Origin of the sequence: Paraburkholderia sp. GAS42, assembly GCF_050436565.1 — a bacterium.
Lineage (GTDB): Bacteria > Pseudomonadota > Gammaproteobacteria > Burkholderiales > Burkholderiaceae > Paraburkholderia.
Map to the genome: position 1 here is coordinate 126,633 of NZ_JBNDML010000010.1, position 13,857 is coordinate 140,489.

The 13,857-nt window shown below is 62.4% G+C and carries 13 protein-coding genes; 7 read left to right on the forward strand and 6 right to left on the reverse strand.

Annotation, left to right across the window (positions count from 1 at the left end; all coding sequences use genetic code 11):
- The first annotated feature begins 234 nt into the window (after window positions 1-234).
- On the forward strand, window positions 235-1,905 hold the full coding sequence (locus tag P3T16_RS16730; protein WP_429343110.1) for a Na/Pi cotransporter family protein: 1,671 nt from the start codon (window positions 235-237) through the stop codon (window positions 1,903-1,905).
- Between the two features lie 19 nt (window positions 1,906-1,924).
- On the opposite strand, the gene P3T16_RS16735 is transcribed toward P3T16_RS16730, so the two are convergent.
- Window positions 1,925-2,695, reverse strand: a complete 771-nt coding sequence (locus P3T16_RS16735; RefSeq protein WP_429258437.1) for a DeoR/GlpR family DNA-binding transcription regulator — start codon at window positions 2,693-2,695, stop codon at window positions 1,925-1,927.
- A 253-nt stretch (window positions 2,696-2,948) separates the two neighbouring features.
- Between P3T16_RS16735 and ugpQ the strand changes: the two genes are divergently transcribed.
- The 6 genes from ugpQ (at window position 2,949) to P3T16_RS16765 (ending at window position 8,553) form a co-directional block, all read left to right on the forward strand.
- Window positions 2,949-3,731 (forward strand): glycerophosphodiester phosphodiesterase, encoded by a 783-nt coding sequence (gene ugpQ / locus P3T16_RS16740; protein WP_429343111.1) that lies wholly within the window; start codon window positions 2,949-2,951, stop codon window positions 3,729-3,731.
- 96 nt (window positions 3,732-3,827) lie between these two features.
- Window positions 3,828-4,940 carry an ABC transporter substrate-binding protein gene (locus P3T16_RS16745; RefSeq protein WP_429343112.1) on the forward strand — a complete coding sequence of 371 codons (1,113 nt, stop codon included), beginning with the start codon at window positions 3,828-3,830 and terminating at the stop codon, window positions 4,938-4,940.
- Window positions 4,941-5,104: 164 nt separating this feature from the next.
- Window positions 5,105-6,043 (forward strand): ABC transporter permease, encoded by a 939-nt coding sequence (locus P3T16_RS16750; protein WP_429258434.1) that lies wholly within the window; start codon window positions 5,105-5,107, stop codon window positions 6,041-6,043.
- A complete protein-coding gene (locus tag P3T16_RS16755) occupies window positions 6,040-6,849 on the forward strand; it encodes an ABC transporter permease (RefSeq protein WP_429258433.1) in 810 nt (269 codons plus the stop codon). Before P3T16_RS16750 ends, P3T16_RS16755 begins: the two co-directional genes overlap by 4 nt.
- A gap of 18 nt (window positions 6,850-6,867) precedes the next feature.
- Complete coding sequence (locus P3T16_RS16760) at window positions 6,868-7,935, forward strand: ABC transporter ATP-binding protein (RefSeq protein WP_429343113.1); 1,068 nt, start codon at window positions 6,868-6,870, stop codon at window positions 7,933-7,935.
- Window positions 7,936-8,148: 213 nt separating this feature from the next.
- Window positions 8,149-8,553, forward strand: coding sequence for a transposase (locus tag P3T16_RS16765; RefSeq protein WP_429343114.1), 405 nt, complete (start codon window positions 8,149-8,151; stop codon window positions 8,551-8,553).
- 129 nt (window positions 8,554-8,682) lie between these two features.
- Here the strand turns inward: P3T16_RS16765 and P3T16_RS16770 are convergent, their stop codons facing one another.
- The 5 genes from P3T16_RS16770 to P3T16_RS16790 all read right to left on the reverse strand — a co-directional run bounded on the left by P3T16_RS16770 (window position 8,683) and on the right by P3T16_RS16790 (window position 13,842).
- The gene (locus P3T16_RS16770) at window positions 8,683-9,288 is read right to left on the reverse strand and encodes a hypothetical protein (RefSeq protein ID WP_429343115.1); all 606 of its coding nucleotides are present in this window, start codon (window positions 9,286-9,288) and stop codon (window positions 8,683-8,685) included.
- A 77-nt stretch (window positions 9,289-9,365) separates the two neighbouring features.
- Window positions 9,366-10,349 (reverse strand): SphA family protein, encoded by a 984-nt coding sequence (locus tag P3T16_RS16775; protein WP_429343116.1) that lies wholly within the window; start codon window positions 10,347-10,349, stop codon window positions 9,366-9,368.
- A gap of 38 nt (window positions 10,350-10,387) precedes the next feature.
- A complete protein-coding gene (locus P3T16_RS16780; RefSeq protein ID WP_429343117.1) occupies window positions 10,388-10,837 on the reverse strand; it encodes a YMGG-like glycine zipper-containing protein in 450 nt (149 codons plus the stop codon).
- The gene (locus tag P3T16_RS16785; protein ID WP_429343118.1) at window positions 10,834-12,447 is read right to left on the reverse strand and encodes a DUF1214 domain-containing protein; all 1,614 of its coding nucleotides are present in this window, start codon (window positions 12,445-12,447) and stop codon (window positions 10,834-10,836) included. Before P3T16_RS16785 ends, P3T16_RS16780 begins: the two co-directional genes overlap by 4 nt.
- Before the next feature lie 6 nt (window positions 12,448-12,453).
- Complete coding sequence (locus tag P3T16_RS16790; protein ID WP_429343119.1) at window positions 12,454-13,842, reverse strand: DUF1254 domain-containing protein; 1,389 nt, start codon at window positions 13,840-13,842, stop codon at window positions 12,454-12,456.
- Between the last annotated feature and the right edge of the window lie 15 nt (window positions 13,843-13,857).

Sequence of the window (13,857 nt, forward strand, 5' to 3'; positions counted from 1 at the left end):
TGTAGCCCTCGAAGCCTTCCGTTTCCAGAATGCGAACAGCAGCTTCGATCACTGCCTCGACCGTGGCCGTCGATCGAGTGGGCAGGGCGTGGTTTTAAATACACAAAATCGCAAAAAGGCAAAATTGTGCAACACTAGCAGCTATGAGCGCTGCGCCCGGCGCGCTTGCGCGGGAGGCAGGGCTCATGACCGGAGCCGTTCTCGCGTCGCACTGCCTGAGTATCGTACTGCCTTATGCTGATTCTCCTTAACCTGTTGTCGGGTGTGGCGTTGCTGGTCTGGGGCTCGCACATCGTGCGCACGGGCATCCTGCGGGTGCTGGGCGCGGACCTGCGGCGCGTGCTTGGCCGCAGCACCAACGGCCGGTTCAGGGCGTTCGGGGCCGGCGTCGCGGTCACGAGCCTCGTGCAGAGCAGCAACGCAACGGCCGTCATCGTGACGTCCTTTGCGGCTCAAGGGCTGCTGCCGCTGACCAGCGGTCTCGCGATCATGCTCGGCGCCGATGTCGGCACTGCGTTGATGGCGCGGATCCTGACGCTCGATCTCTCGTGGTTATCCCCCATTCTCGTCCTCGTCGGCGTGCCGCTTTTCCTGACGCGCAAGCAGACGCGCGCCGGGCAGATTGGCCGCACCGCGATCGGTCTCGGCCTCATCCTGCTCGCGCTTCATCTGATTGTCGAAGCCGTGCAGCCGATGATGCATGGCGCCGGCGTGCGGGTCATGTTCGGCGCGCTCACCGGCGATACGCTGCTCGACGCGCTCGTCGGCGCAGCCTTCGCGATGATTTCATACTCGAGCCTGGCGGCGGTGTTGCTGACTGCGACGTTGGCATCGTCGGGCGTCATTTCGCTGAAGGTGGCGCTGTGTCTCGTGATCGGCGCGAACCTCGGGAGCGGGCTTCTTGCGCTCACGGGCACGGTTGCACAGAACGCCGCCGCGCGCCGGCTCGCGCTTGGCAGCCTCGCGTTCAAGCTGGCTGGCGCGTTACTGATCCTGCCGTTCACTTCGGTGCTCGCAGCAGGTTTGCCTATGTTAATCAGCTTGCCGCGTGAAGCTGTGGTCGGGTTTCACCTGATCTACAACACGCTGCGCTGTCTGGCCTGCGTGCCGCTGATCGATCCAGTCGCTCGCTTCTGTTGCCGCGTGTTGCCAGACCGGCCTGATCCGAACGGGGAACTGCGTGCGCTTCACCTTGATCCTGCAGCGCTGCCCACACCGACGCTCGCGCTGGCAAACGCGGCCCGCGAAGTGCTGCGTATCGGCGATATCGTCCGCACGATGCTCGACAATGTCGCCGATCTCATCCATCGCAACGACTTGCAGAAGGCGCGCGACACCGCACGCATGGACGACGACGTCGATTTTCTCTACGCAGCCGTCAAGGACTACCTCTCGCGCATTTCACGCGAGCAGCTCGACGAGACCGACAGCCGCCGCTGGACCGACATCATTTCGCTAACGATCAATCTGGAGCACGCCGGCGACATCATTGAACGGATCGTTGCGGATATCGAAGAGAAGAAAATCTCGCACCGTCTTGCGTTTTCTGAGGAAGGGCTGGGCGAACTGGAAGACCTGCATGGGCGGCTTGTCAGCAACCTGCAACTCGGGCTGTCTGTGTTCCTGAACAGCGACTTGCGCTGCGCGGAGTTGCTGTTGTCAGAGAAGGAGCGTTTTCGCGATCTTGAACGTGCCTATTCCTATAAGCATCTCGACCGTCTTTCGGGCCAGACGGTGCGCAGCATCGAGACCAGCGCGCTGCATCTGGACATGATCAGCGACATGAAACGCCTGAACTCGCTGTTCTGTTCGACGGCGTATCCGGTGCTGGATGCAGCCGGCGCGTTGCACGATACAAGACTTCGCAAGCGCACGCTCGATGCGATCCACGTTGCCGCCGAGTGAGGCCGCGCGAGTCGGGCGCCTACGCCAGCATCACCTGCTCCAGCTTCTTTTTCAGCGCGGAAAACCCCGCCGCCTCGGCGGCCTTGCGATTCGTGATCAAGAGATCGATACGGTTGACGGGGCAATACGCGATGCGGCTGCGCTGCCCGATCTTGCTGTAGTCCGCGAGAATTACCACGCGGTCCGCGTTGCCGACCATCGCGCGCGCCACTTCCGTTTCGGCATGATCAAAGTTGGTTGCGCCGCTGCGATGGTCGATGCCCACCGGCGACAGCAATGCAACATCGGCGCGGTATCGCTGGATTTCCGCGATCGTCGTGCCGCCGATGGTTGCCAGCGCTCGCTCGCTAAGCGTGCCACCTAGCAGGATGACTTCATTCGCACTTTCGCCTGATTCAGTCGCGCCGCGCAGTTTGAGCGCGACATCGATCGAATTGGTAATGATCGTAAGATTGGCGAGCTTGGCCAGTTCTTCGGCGAGGAGCGCGGTGGTTGTGCCGGCATCGATAAAGAGCGTCTGCCCGCTGCTGATGATGCCCGTGGCCGCCCGAGCGATAGCCGTCTTCGACTTGACGTGCGTCTGGGCGCGTTCGGCGATCGGTGCTTCGTCCGCAGGCTTGATCGCGCCGCCGTGCACGCGCCTTAGCTCGCCGAGCGCTTCGAGATCGAGCAGATCGCGCCGCACAGTCTCCCGCGAGACACCGAGATCGGCCATGATGCGTTCGGTCGATACCCGTTGCAGCGTCGAGAGCAGTGCGCGAATGCGCTGATGTCGGTCTTCCTGCCACATGCTGTTCCCCGGCGATAGAATCTGTCCAGACGCCTTTAGCCACGACGTTTAAAGCGCGTCTGGAAAGGTGAGCGGGCATCCGCGCGCTCGATTATCAACCGGTTTTACCCGACCAATATTGCATTTTTTTGTCAGCTTGCAAATTCGTGTAATTGCTCCTAGCCTTGCTCCGAACCCGGAACATGTCGCATGTCTGAGTGCCGGCGCGGCTGGTGGATCGAATGTAGGCGAAGGTAGACGAAGGTAGAGAGACTTGGGAAATTCGAACGATCGCGCTGGTTCTTCGAGCTGGCCATATCCGCCGCTGGTTGCCCATCGCTGTGGTGGCACGCTGGCGCCTGAAAACACGCTTGCCGGGTTCGACGCATGCGTGCGCTACGGTTATCGCATGGTCGAGTTCGACGCAAAGCTGTCTGCCGACGACGAAATCTATCTGCTCCACGACGATACGCTGGAGCGCACCACGAACGGCTTCGGTCCGGCTGTCGACCGCACCTGGCAGGAACTTGCACACCTCGACGCGGGCGCGTGGTTCAATCCGCAATTTTCGGGTGTTCGCCTTCCCACGCTTGCCGAAGCGGCCGAGCGTTGTGCGCGCGACACCCTCGCCGCTAATATAGAAATCAAGCCGTGCCCAGGCCGGGAAGTGGAAACGGGACATCTCGTCGCGCGCGCCGCACTGGATCTCTGGCGTACGCAGACACAGCCCTTGCTGTCGTCGTTTTCTATCGAAGCACTTGCCGCCGCGCGCGATGCCGTGCCCGAGCTGCCGCGCGGCATGTTGTTCGAGGCGGTGCCCAAAGACTGGCTACGCATCGTTCGCGAACTCGAGTGCGTATCGTTGCATGCCGACCATCGGCACCTGAACGCGCGACTGGTTGCGGATATTCACGCCGCTGGTCTGCGCGTGCTCGCCTATACGGTCAACGAACCGCTGCGCGCGAGCGAACTGACTGAATGGGGCGTTGACATAATTTGTACAGATCGCATCGATATCATCCGGGCCGGCGCGGCTGCTGCGCCGGCCGCGGGATAGACGCGACACGCGCAAAAGAGGCGCGACGCAGCACCGAAGACCCACACGTATAGCAGTTTTCCCAACGTAGCAATGTCGGCAAAGGGTGGAAAAAACATGAACCGGACCTGGGCACATTCTTTTATTTCGGTGTCGGCAATCGCCGCTGCCGCGGCAATCTGCATGAACAGCGCCGCCGCTGCGCCGCCTGACGCGCTCGTCGCGGCCGCAAAGCAGGAAGGTCAGTTGACCGTGATTGGCCTGCCGCACGACTGGTGCGGGTATGGCCCGATGATCGCGGCCTTTCAGGCCAAATATGGCATCAAGATCAACGAGCTGAATCCCGATGCGGGTTCAGGCGATGAACTCGAAGCGATCAAGGCGAACAAGGGCAACAAGGGTCCCCAGGCGCCTGATGTAATCGACGTCGGCCTGTCGTTTGGCCCCACGGCAAAGGCGGCTGGATTGCTGCAACCGTACAAGGTGTCGACGTGGAAGTCGATTCCCGACGCGGTCAAGGACGCTGACGGCAACTGGTATGGCGATTACTACGGCGTGCTGGCCTTCGAGATCAACGCGGACATGATCGACAAGGCGCCGGCCGACTGGTCGGATCTGCAGAAGCCAGAGTACAAGAACGCAGTCTCGCTTGCGGGCGATCCGCGCTCGGCGAATCAGGCGATCATGGGCGTGTATGCAGCGGGCCTTTCGGCTTCGAAGGGCGATGCATCGAAGGCCGACAAGGCCGGTCTCAAGTATTTCTCTGATCTGAACAAAAGCGGCAACTTCGTGCCTGTGATCGGCAAGGCCGCATCGCTTGCGCAGGGCACGACGCCGATCATTGTGCGATGGGACTACAACGCGCTCGCCGACCGCGACACACTGAAGGGCAACCCGAAGGTGCAGGTCGTGGTGCCGAAGACGGGCGTTGTCGCGGGCGTCTATGTGCAGGCGATCAGCGCATTCGCGCCGCATCCGAACGCGGCGAAACTGTGGATGGAATACCTGTACTCGGACGAAGGCCAGATCGGCTGGCTGACAGGTTACTGCCATCCGATCCGCTACAACGAACTGACGGCTGCGAAGAAGGTGCCGCAGGCGCTGCTCGACAAACTGCCGCCCGCAGCGCTTTATAAGAACGCCGTGTTCCCGACGCTCCAGCAACAGGACGCGTACAAGGAGACGATTTCGAAGCAGTGGGATGCCGCAGTCGGCGCCAACGTGAAGTAACACGAGCGCCCGCCGTCATAGTATTAGCAGCACGGCGACGGGAGCAGCGGGCGGCGCGCGGTCTGCGTCGCCCGTGGCTGTGGCTCATCCGGAGTGCGTCGTCAAGTTGCGGCCGCAGCCATCGCGACGCGCGCTGGCTTCTTTGTCTGAGGGTTCCCTGACCTATGAGCAGTCCACCGAATGTTGGCTCTGTGCCGCCGGAGTTGCAGGCGCCGCTTGCGCTGACGCCATCGCCGCCCGCGAAGGGCGCGGGACAGTCCGCGTCGTTGTGGACGTGGATCGGCGTGCTGCCGTTCTTCGTGTTCGCGCTGCTGTTTCTGATCCTGCCAACCGCCTTTCTGATGGTCGGTGCGTTCCAGGATCCGCAGGGCCATTTCACGCTGGTGAACTTCCGCGACCTCTTCTCGCAGGGCGTCATCGACGCGTACTGGATCAGCTTCAAGGTCAGCGCCGCATCGGCGTTCGGCGGTGCGGTGATCGGTTCGCTGCTCGCGTGGGCCGCCGTGCATGGCCAGCTACCCGGCTGGATTCGCCCGACGTTGATGACGTTTTCCGGCGTCGCGTCGAACTTTGCCGGCGTGCCGCTTGCGTTCGCGTTTATCTGCACACTGGGGCGCGTCGGGCTTGTGACTGTGCTGCTTAAAAAATACACAGGCCTGAATCTGTATTCGACCGGCTTCAGCATCCTGAGCTTTTCGGGGTTGACGCTAACGTACCTGTACTTCCAGATTCCGTTGATGGTGTTGATCGTCACACCCGCGCTCGATGGCCTGAAGCGCGAATGGCGTGAAGCCTGCGATTGCCTCGGCGGCACGGCTTTCCAGTACTGGCGCTATGTGGCGTTGCCGGTGTTGTGGCCGAGCGTGCTGGGCGCCGCGTTGCTGCTGTTTGCGAATTCGTTCGGCGCTGTGGCGACTGCGTATGCGCTGACAGGCAGTTCGCTCAACATCGTGACGATCCTGTTGTACGCGCAGATACGTGGTGACGTGCTGCATAACCCGAACCTGGGCTATGCGCTCGCACTCGGCATGATCCTCGTAACGGGCATTTCGAATGGTGGCTATATCTGGCTGCGTTCGCGCGCGGAAAGGGGGCGTCGATGAAATCCCAGTCACGTGCAGGCGCGTGGATCGCGATCATCGTCGGTTCGCTGTATTTCCTGATTCCGTTGATCGCGACGTTCGAGTTCAGTCTGCGCATGAAGCGCGGCACGTATAGCTTCGAAGCGTATCGCGTCGTACTTGCCGATGCGCATTTTCAGGCTTCGTTTGGCTACTCGATCCTGATGGCGTTGCTGACGATTGTCGTCGGCATTCTGCTGGTGGTGCCGACCGCGTACTGGGTTCAGTTGCGTTTGCCAAAGCTGCGGCCGATCGTCGAATTCATCACGCTGCTGCCCCTCGTGATTCCGGCAATCGTGATCGTGTTCGGTTATCTGCGCATGTACAACAGCAGTTCGATTCTGCCGCTTACCAGCAACGAGCGTGCGACCGATGTGCTGCTCGTATTCGGGTACGTGACGCTCTCGCTGCCTTACATGTATCGCGCGGTCGATGCAGGTCTGCGCGCCGTCGATGTGCGCTCGCTGACGGAAGCCGCCGAATGTCTCGGCGCAAACTGGCCGACGATCCTCTTCAAGGTGATCTTTCCGAATATCCGCTCGGGCATTCTGTCGGGCGCGTTCCTGACGTTTGCAGTGGTGATCGGTGAATTCACGATCGCGAGTCTGCTCGACCGGCCGGCGTTCGGCCCGTATCTGCAGTTGATCGGTGCGAATCGCGCGTATGAGCCTTCGGCGCTCGCGATCATTGCGTTTGCCATTACATGGGCGTCGATGGGTTTGATCCAGGTGTTCGGATCCGCGCGTACAGCGCCCCGTGGACCGGCGCTCGCCGCACAGAAACCCTGATGAATGAAGGCGCCCGTCATGGCATTCCTTGAAATAGCAAACCTGCACAAGACGTTCGGATCGAACACGGCCCTGCATCACTTCGATATGCAGATCGATCGCGGCGAATTCATCACTTTCCTTGGGCCGTCCGGTTGCGGCAAGACAACCGTGCTGCGCATGATCGCGGGTTTCGAAAGTCCGACGCGCGGCACGATCCGTCTCGATGGACGCGATGTCACGCATCTGCGCACACGTCAACGCAAGGTCGGCATGGTGTTTCAGTCGTATGCGCTGTTTCCGAACATGACGGTCGCGGACAACATCGGCTTTGGTCTGCGTGTCGGGGGACGGCCTGACGCGGAGATCCGCAAGCGTGTCGACGAAATGCTGCAACTGATCAAGCTGCCGCATCTCGCTGACCGTTACCCGTGGCAAATGTCGGGCGGACAGCAGCAACGCGTGGCGCTGGCGCGCGCGCTCGCCGGCAAACCGCAGGTGCTGCTGCTCGACGAACCGCTGTCGGCGCTCGACGCGAAGATCCGTATCTCGCTGCGACAGGACATTCGCACGCTGCAACGCGAGCTCGGTATTACGTCGATTTTCGTTACGCACGATCAGGAAGAGGCGCTGTCGATCTCCGACCGGATTGTCGTCATGAACGAAGGGCGTGTCGAGCAGGTCGGTACGCCGTCGGAAATCTATAACTATCCGCGCACGCGCTTTGTCGCGTCGTTTGTCGGCACGCTTAACATCCTGACGGGACATGTCGTGGATCCGTCGAGCGGCAGAATGGCCGTCGACGGACAGGAACTGACCACGACTCAAACGCTTGCACCGGATGACGCCGGAAAGAAGCGCATGCTCGCCTTGCGGCCCGAGGCAATCGTGCTCGAAGCGCCTTCGCCGGGCCGCAACACGCTGGCCGCGACGGTCGAGGACGTCAGCTTTCTTGGCGCCGTTGTGCGGATTCGCGCACGCGTGCAGGAAGCGGTCATCTCGCTCGACGTATTCAACGATCCGAATCGCAGCTTGCCGGAGCGTGGCCAGCCTGTCGCGCTGGGCTTTTCTCACGAGAATCTGCTCGTGCTGGAAGAGGGCGGCTGATCCGGCGTTCGCATCGTTCACGCCTGAGGGGGAAGCCGGCCGCTGGGATTGAGACACTTGAGCAGAATCCTGGGCGGCTAAAGGGACGAATGTTCGCCGGGCCGCACATGGCGCGCACCTAATGCGTGCCAGACCACAGTTCTTCTATTTGCCAGATGTCACACCGGTGAGGCAACCGGTATTGTGATTGAACTGTTCAGATACGGAGTTCAGATGGCACTGCACCGCGACCTGACCGACGCGCAATGGAGCAGCGTGGAAGCGCTCTTTATCGCGTTTCGCGCCCGCAAGGATCCGCGCGGGCGACCGCCACGCAACACGCGAATGGTGTTGAACGGCGTGCTCTGGGTGCTGTCGAGCGGCGCCGCGTGGGCCGCGCTGCCTACCCGTTACCCGGACTACCGCACCTGCCACCGACGCTTCAAGGTGTGGTTCGAATCAGGCGTGCTGCAGCGTGCAATGCATGACCTTTACGGCGAGGCCGGCGACGCGATGTGCGAAGCGATCGCGGCGCGCATGCATCGCGCACAACCGGTGGCGCAGAACGCGCCCGCGGGAACGGCTGCTGCGGCGCGCTGGCGGGACCGTGTCCGGCCGATGGCCCGCGTAGTCGACTGACCGTCGGAACCCGGCGAACGGGCAAGCCGCAACTGGCCCGGCGGACCGGCGAATCTTCAGGGGCGCGTCGACCGCGCCCCTTTCTACATGGCGAACAGCTGCCCGGCGACGCAGCACCGGGCATCGCACTTACTTCACCTGGGTGCCACCGCGCATGACTTCGGCCGCCGCAGCAGAGACGAACACGGCGTGTACGGTATCGCCGACCTTCAGTTTGTCGATCGACACGTCCGGCCCCACTTCGAGCACTTCCGTGCGAACCGGCCCGCGCAGCGTCACGAGTCGCTTCTTGCGATCGATCTTCTGCACGGTGGCCAGCACTTCGACCCGGCGCGCGGACGCCACAACGCCATCGGACGCCGGCAACGCCGCGTTCGTCTCGACGCGCTCACGAATGCCGTTCGACTTCGTCTTGTCGACGGCCAGCAGGATCGCGTTCCTGTACGCGATGTCGACCTTGTCGCCGATCTGCAGCTTCTTCACGTCGCCGACCTGCGGATCCACGTCGATCACCGCGACGTTGCCGCGCGGGCCACGCAGCGAGACGCTGTTCGACACGGGGTCGATTCCGATGACGGTTGCCTGAACGTGCACGAGCGCGGCGGCGCCGACGGCCTTCTGCGCGTCGTCTGAACTGGCGTTCTGCGCGAACGCCGGATAAGACAGGGCCACCGTCAACAGCATGGCTGCCTTGATCGTCGTGCGTTTCAGACCGGTTTTCAGGGTTGACTTCATGACTACTCCTTTTACGTTACTGCGTTGTGTTGCGAGAGAAGATGCAGGTGCAGGTGCTGTTCGCGCACGAGTCACCTCTACTGGAACGTGGCGCTGACCGACAGCAGGACCGCGTTCCCCTTCGGGCGCGCCTGCACCGCAAACTCATTGACCCAGCGCAGCGACGCCGATACAGGCGTCTTGCTGACCTTGCCGGACCACGTCACGATCGGACCGATACCGACCGCGTGACCGCGTGCACCGTCCGTCAGACTGGCGATGCCGCCGGTGTCGTCGCCCAGCTGCTGGATCCAGCCGCCGACCACGCCGACGCCCCAGCCGCCGTTGAAGCGCTTGAGCGCAAGCAGGTCGAGCACGCTGATCGGCGCGTTGTGATAGTGGGTCTTGTCGTTCGGTGTGTAGAACTCGACGCCGTAGTTCGCCGACAGTTCGATCTCCTGAGCGGGGAAGAGCTTCGTGTACGAGACGGTTGGCGTGAACGTCCACGTGTTCTGGCCGGCGTTGGCAAGACGGCTGGTGTTATAGGCGCCGGTCGGCGCATACATCTGCACGCTGAATGCGATGTGATCCGTCTTCGTCAGGTGATAACCCGCAACGACCGGCACAAAGAAGATGTCGGCGAACTGGGTGGCGTGGTCGTCAGGCAGACGTCCGTGGAAAGACGACGCGTTCGTGTACTGCACCGGTACACCGAACGACGACGCGAAGTTCCATCCGCCCGCCGTGATGCCCCACGTTTTGACCGCATTCGCCATGGTGTACACGATCTGGTAGTTCAGACCCGCGGTGACGGTGCCCGCGACCGGCAGCGTCTTGCTCGCGCCGAGCGAGCCCTGGTAGTAGATCGTGGACAGCGATACGATCCAGTCGGAGGTCGGTGGCACGACGCCGGCGTACGGCGTGACCTGCATGCCTGTAATCGGCCGGCCGACGCCGCCTTCCGTTGCCTGAGCCAGCGGCGCGAAGCCGAGGCCCGCGAGCCCGGCGGCGAGCGTGACGGTCGCGCCGGAGCGTCGTGCGTGGCGCATCGGCCGTCCGAAGTGTTGAATGAAATTTTTCATCCTGGTTGACTCCCTGTGAGCTTTCCGTGTCGGCAACGTTACGAGACCGTATAGCCGCGACCCTGCATGCACGCGCCGTACGCGTGCCAGTAGGTCGTCATCTCTGATTGCTGGGTGTTCTGCGCCGCCTGCGCCTGTGCTGCGTGCTGGCGGCGGCTTCTTGCGCCACCGGCCAGCGCGCCGGCCGTAGCGCCGACAGCCGCGCCGTGACCGGCGTTGTCATTCGCAACATCACCGACGATTGCACCCGCCGCCGCGCCGCGCGCCGCGCCAGCGACCCGCGCGCCTGTCGGCCCGGACGGCGGCGGCGTTTGCGCAACGACCGCCGGATCGATGCCGGTGTTCTGTTTCGCCCAGCTGTAGCAGGCGCTATCGTCCGATGCCTGCTGTGAGGGGCTTTGTCCCTTCGCGGGATAAACCGGGGGCTTTTGTGCAAATACGGCGCAGCTCACCGCGACGAGCATGACCGCAATCGGTACACGTTTCAAGTTTCCTTCTCCTTGCTATTGGCGTTGTCATTGATATCGACGATGTCGATGATGTCGACTACACCCTGACTGATTCGCGTGACAGGCGGCGGCGTCCACGTGCCGTCCGTCGTCACGTCTGCTGGTGGCCACCAGGCCCGCAACGACAGCGAGAAAGGCTTTCCCTCGGGAGCGGGAAGCCAGTTCGGCTGTCTGTCTTCGGTAGGCGGCGTCGACTGGATGTAAAGCGTCAGCGAGCCGTCCTCGTTGTAGTGCAGCGCCCGGTTCCGGGTGCCGAGCGAGTAGCGTTTTTCGATGTTCGGCGAAAGGAAGTGACGTGCGTCATAGAGCGTCAGTGACCAGAATCCTTTGACGGGTGGAGTTCTGCCCGCGGGAAAAGTCATTGCGTAAGCGTTCGCGCCGTTCAACGGCACGCCCGATGCATCGTCGTCCAGATAAAAGTAGCGCGCTTCGTTCGCCCTGGTGACGAAAATATTCGATTTCGCCGCTGCCATGCGCGTGTAATAGTCGGTGCCGAACGCGGCGCCGTTCTCGAGCGTGGTCCAGTTGCCGGCCAGCTTCGTGCCGTACGCACTGAAGCGGATGGCCGGTGCGATCACGTCGGTTTCCGTCTGGACTGCTTCGTCCTGCGCGGCGGCTTTCAATGTCGCGTCGCGTTGCGTCGCGTGGAGCAACGCGCGCGCCTGCGTATAGAACGCGTCCTCGCCGGGCAGAGGTGGCACGCGGTCGAGCACGAGCGGCAACTGGTCGAGGAAATGTTCCGGCATGACCCAGCGGATTTCGTCTTCACCCTGCGACATGGCGAACGTGACGGTCGATGACACGGTTGCCAGCGGGGTTGCCGGAACGACGGCAGGGAGCGAAGGCAGCGCGGACCAGTCGGTCTTTTTCATCGCGCCGTCGTAGTCCGCCAGCGGATACACGGCGATCAGGTTGATGACCGACCGGAGGGCGACACGGTCGGCATGGGTGTCTTCCATGAAGACGCGCGGCATGAACGCCGCCATCGACGTCGTCGCGCGCAGCACCTTGTTGATGCCCTTCGGCGCGGTGCCTTGCCAGTGCGGCCCGACGACGAGATAGAAGCCGGGCTTCGTGGCGTACATCTGCCCGAGCGCGGCGAAGCCGTCGGTGCGCATGTCAACCAGCTGGTAAATCCAGAAGCGCTCGCCAAAGTCCGGCACCTGGATCACCACCGGCGACGCGTCGAGATCCAGCATCGCCGACCCGCTCACGACATCCTGATCGGGGCAGGCGACATGGCGCGCGTGCGGATCGACGTAGTCGTGCAGCATCGCCAGGCGATTTACCGGGGCGACGGGCACGACGCCGCCAGCCCGACCGGCTTTCGACACCTGCTTCAGAACGGAAACGCGGTTATACATACTGAGCATTGGCCACGCCCACACGTAGATCTGGCGCGCGACGAGCCGCACGTAAGCCTCGCTGACCGAATAACCCGCCACCGGCGCCGGCACCGCGGCGACGCGCTGCGCCACGGCCATGCCGGTTTGAGGTTTCGCCAGAATAGGAGCGGCGATCGAAGCAAGCACCGTGGCGGTCAGCCACGTTGCAGCCTTTCGGTTCGCGTTGTGCTCCGCGGCGTCCATGCGACGTCATCCCTTTTTCGGCTCGGGAAATTTCCACGTGCCGTCGAACACTGCCTGACCGGGGCCGTAGATGCGCATGATCACGTCGTAAGCACCTTGCGGAGCGGGCAGCCAGTTCGCTTCCCTGTCGGCACCGGGGGAAGTGTGCTGGACGTAGATGTCGAGCGAGCCGTCGGCGTTGTACTTCAGGCCTTGGGTGCGGTCGCCAATCGAATACCGGTTGAGCGGATTGGGCACCAGGTGACGGCCCGGCAGGTCGTACATCGTCATCGACCAGAAGAACTTTGCCGGCGGCAGATCCTTCTTGTCGAAATGGAGGACGTAGGGCTGCGAACCAACCAGCTGTTTATGATCCGCGTCCACGTGGGCGCCGACGTATACCGCCTCTTCCTTCGTGTTGCCGTAGATACCCATCGCAGCCGCGACGGCCCGCTTCATGTAGTCGCCATTCAGGTCCTCGCGGGTGCCGAAGATGCCGAACGAACTCGTGGTGTGCTTTTCGGCATCGGCGAGCGCCGCCTTGCCGTCGGCGACACCGGCTTCGATTGCCGCGCGCGTCTCGGGCGGCAACGCCGCTGCATCGAACGGCTTGCCCGGTGCGATGCCGATCTTCGCGAAACGCTGGAGCAGTTCCGCTTCGGATGGCGCGGGCGGTTGCGTGAACGTCTGCAGGAAGTTCAGGTATGAAATGAAATCGATCGAAGTCGCTTTTGCTTCGTCCCATTTCGGGAACGTCGGCTTCGGCACGACGGGTGGCGGCGCGCTGTGTTCGAACGACGACAGCGGTGTCAGCCTGTAGCCTTCCTGGATCGCCTGCACATTCTTCACGTCACTCGGGCCACCAAGCGCGGTGCGCCCCAGCGTCAGGATGATGTCGGTTTCCGGGCGCAGCACCTTGTCGATGCCTTTCGGCGTTTCGCCTTTCCAGCCCGGACCTGCGAGCAGGTAATGACCCGCGCCGTTACCGGTCGTGCGCGATCCGACGTACGCGAAGTTGTACGTGAACAGGTCGATCCACTGGAAGACGTAGTAGCGATTGTCCGGCACTTCGGGCACCGTCAGCACCCACGGCTCGCGACGCAGATCGAGCCACGCCCACGAATACGGGGTGTCGTTATTCGGCGTGACGATTTCCTTGTTGTCGGGACCGTAGGGATGCGAGTAATTCCTGAACCTGCCGAAGCCACCGACGTACGACTTCGACTTCGGATCGATGGCCTGCTGGTACATCGTCTTGTAGTTGAAGAGCATCGGATACGCGTAGATGAACGCGTCTTTCGCGATCGCGCGTGCTTCTTCCGGAGAGGCCGTGTCCTGCGCCTGAGCGCTTGCGGTGCTGCCCATCGTGAGACTTAAGCCGAGCGCTGCGGCGCTTATGACAGTCGAATATTTCATCGTTCCGATCATCCT

Excerpts from the sequence above, each read along its gene's own strand:
- P3T16_RS16730 (WP_429343110.1), top strand. The coding sequence starts at position 235 with ATGCTGATTCTCCTTAACCTGTTGTCGGGTGTGGCGTTGCTGGTCTGG.
- P3T16_RS16735 (WP_429258437.1), bottom strand. The coding sequence starts at position 2,695 with ATGTGGCAGGAAGACCGACATCAGCGCATTCGCGCACTGCTCTCGACG.
- P3T16_RS16745 (WP_429343112.1), top strand. The coding sequence starts at position 3,828 with ATGAACCGGACCTGGGCACATTCTTTTATTTCGGTGTCGGCAATCGCC.
- P3T16_RS16750 (WP_429258434.1), top strand. The coding sequence starts at position 5,105 with ATGAGCAGTCCACCGAATGTTGGCTCTGTGCCGCCGGAGTTGCAGGCG.
- P3T16_RS16755 (WP_429258433.1), top strand. The coding sequence starts at position 6,040 with ATGAAATCCCAGTCACGTGCAGGCGCGTGGATCGCGATCATCGTCGGT.
- P3T16_RS16760 (WP_429343113.1), top strand. The coding sequence starts at position 6,868 with ATGGCATTCCTTGAAATAGCAAACCTGCACAAGACGTTCGGATCGAAC.
- P3T16_RS16765 (WP_429343114.1), top strand. The coding sequence starts at position 8,149 with ATGGCACTGCACCGCGACCTGACCGACGCGCAATGGAGCAGCGTGGAA.
- P3T16_RS16770 (WP_429343115.1), bottom strand. The coding sequence starts at position 9,288 with ATGAAGTCAACCCTGAAAACCGGTCTGAAACGCACGACGATCAAGGCA.
- P3T16_RS16775 (WP_429343116.1), bottom strand. The coding sequence starts at position 10,349 with ATGAAAAATTTCATTCAACACTTCGGACGGCCGATGCGCCACGCACGA.
- P3T16_RS16785 (WP_429343118.1), bottom strand. The coding sequence starts at position 12,447 with ATGGACGCCGCGGAGCACAACGCGAACCGAAAGGCTGCAACGTGGCTG.
- P3T16_RS16790 (WP_429343119.1), bottom strand. The coding sequence starts at position 13,842 with ATGAAATATTCGACTGTCATAAGCGCCGCAGCGCTCGGCTTAAGTCTC.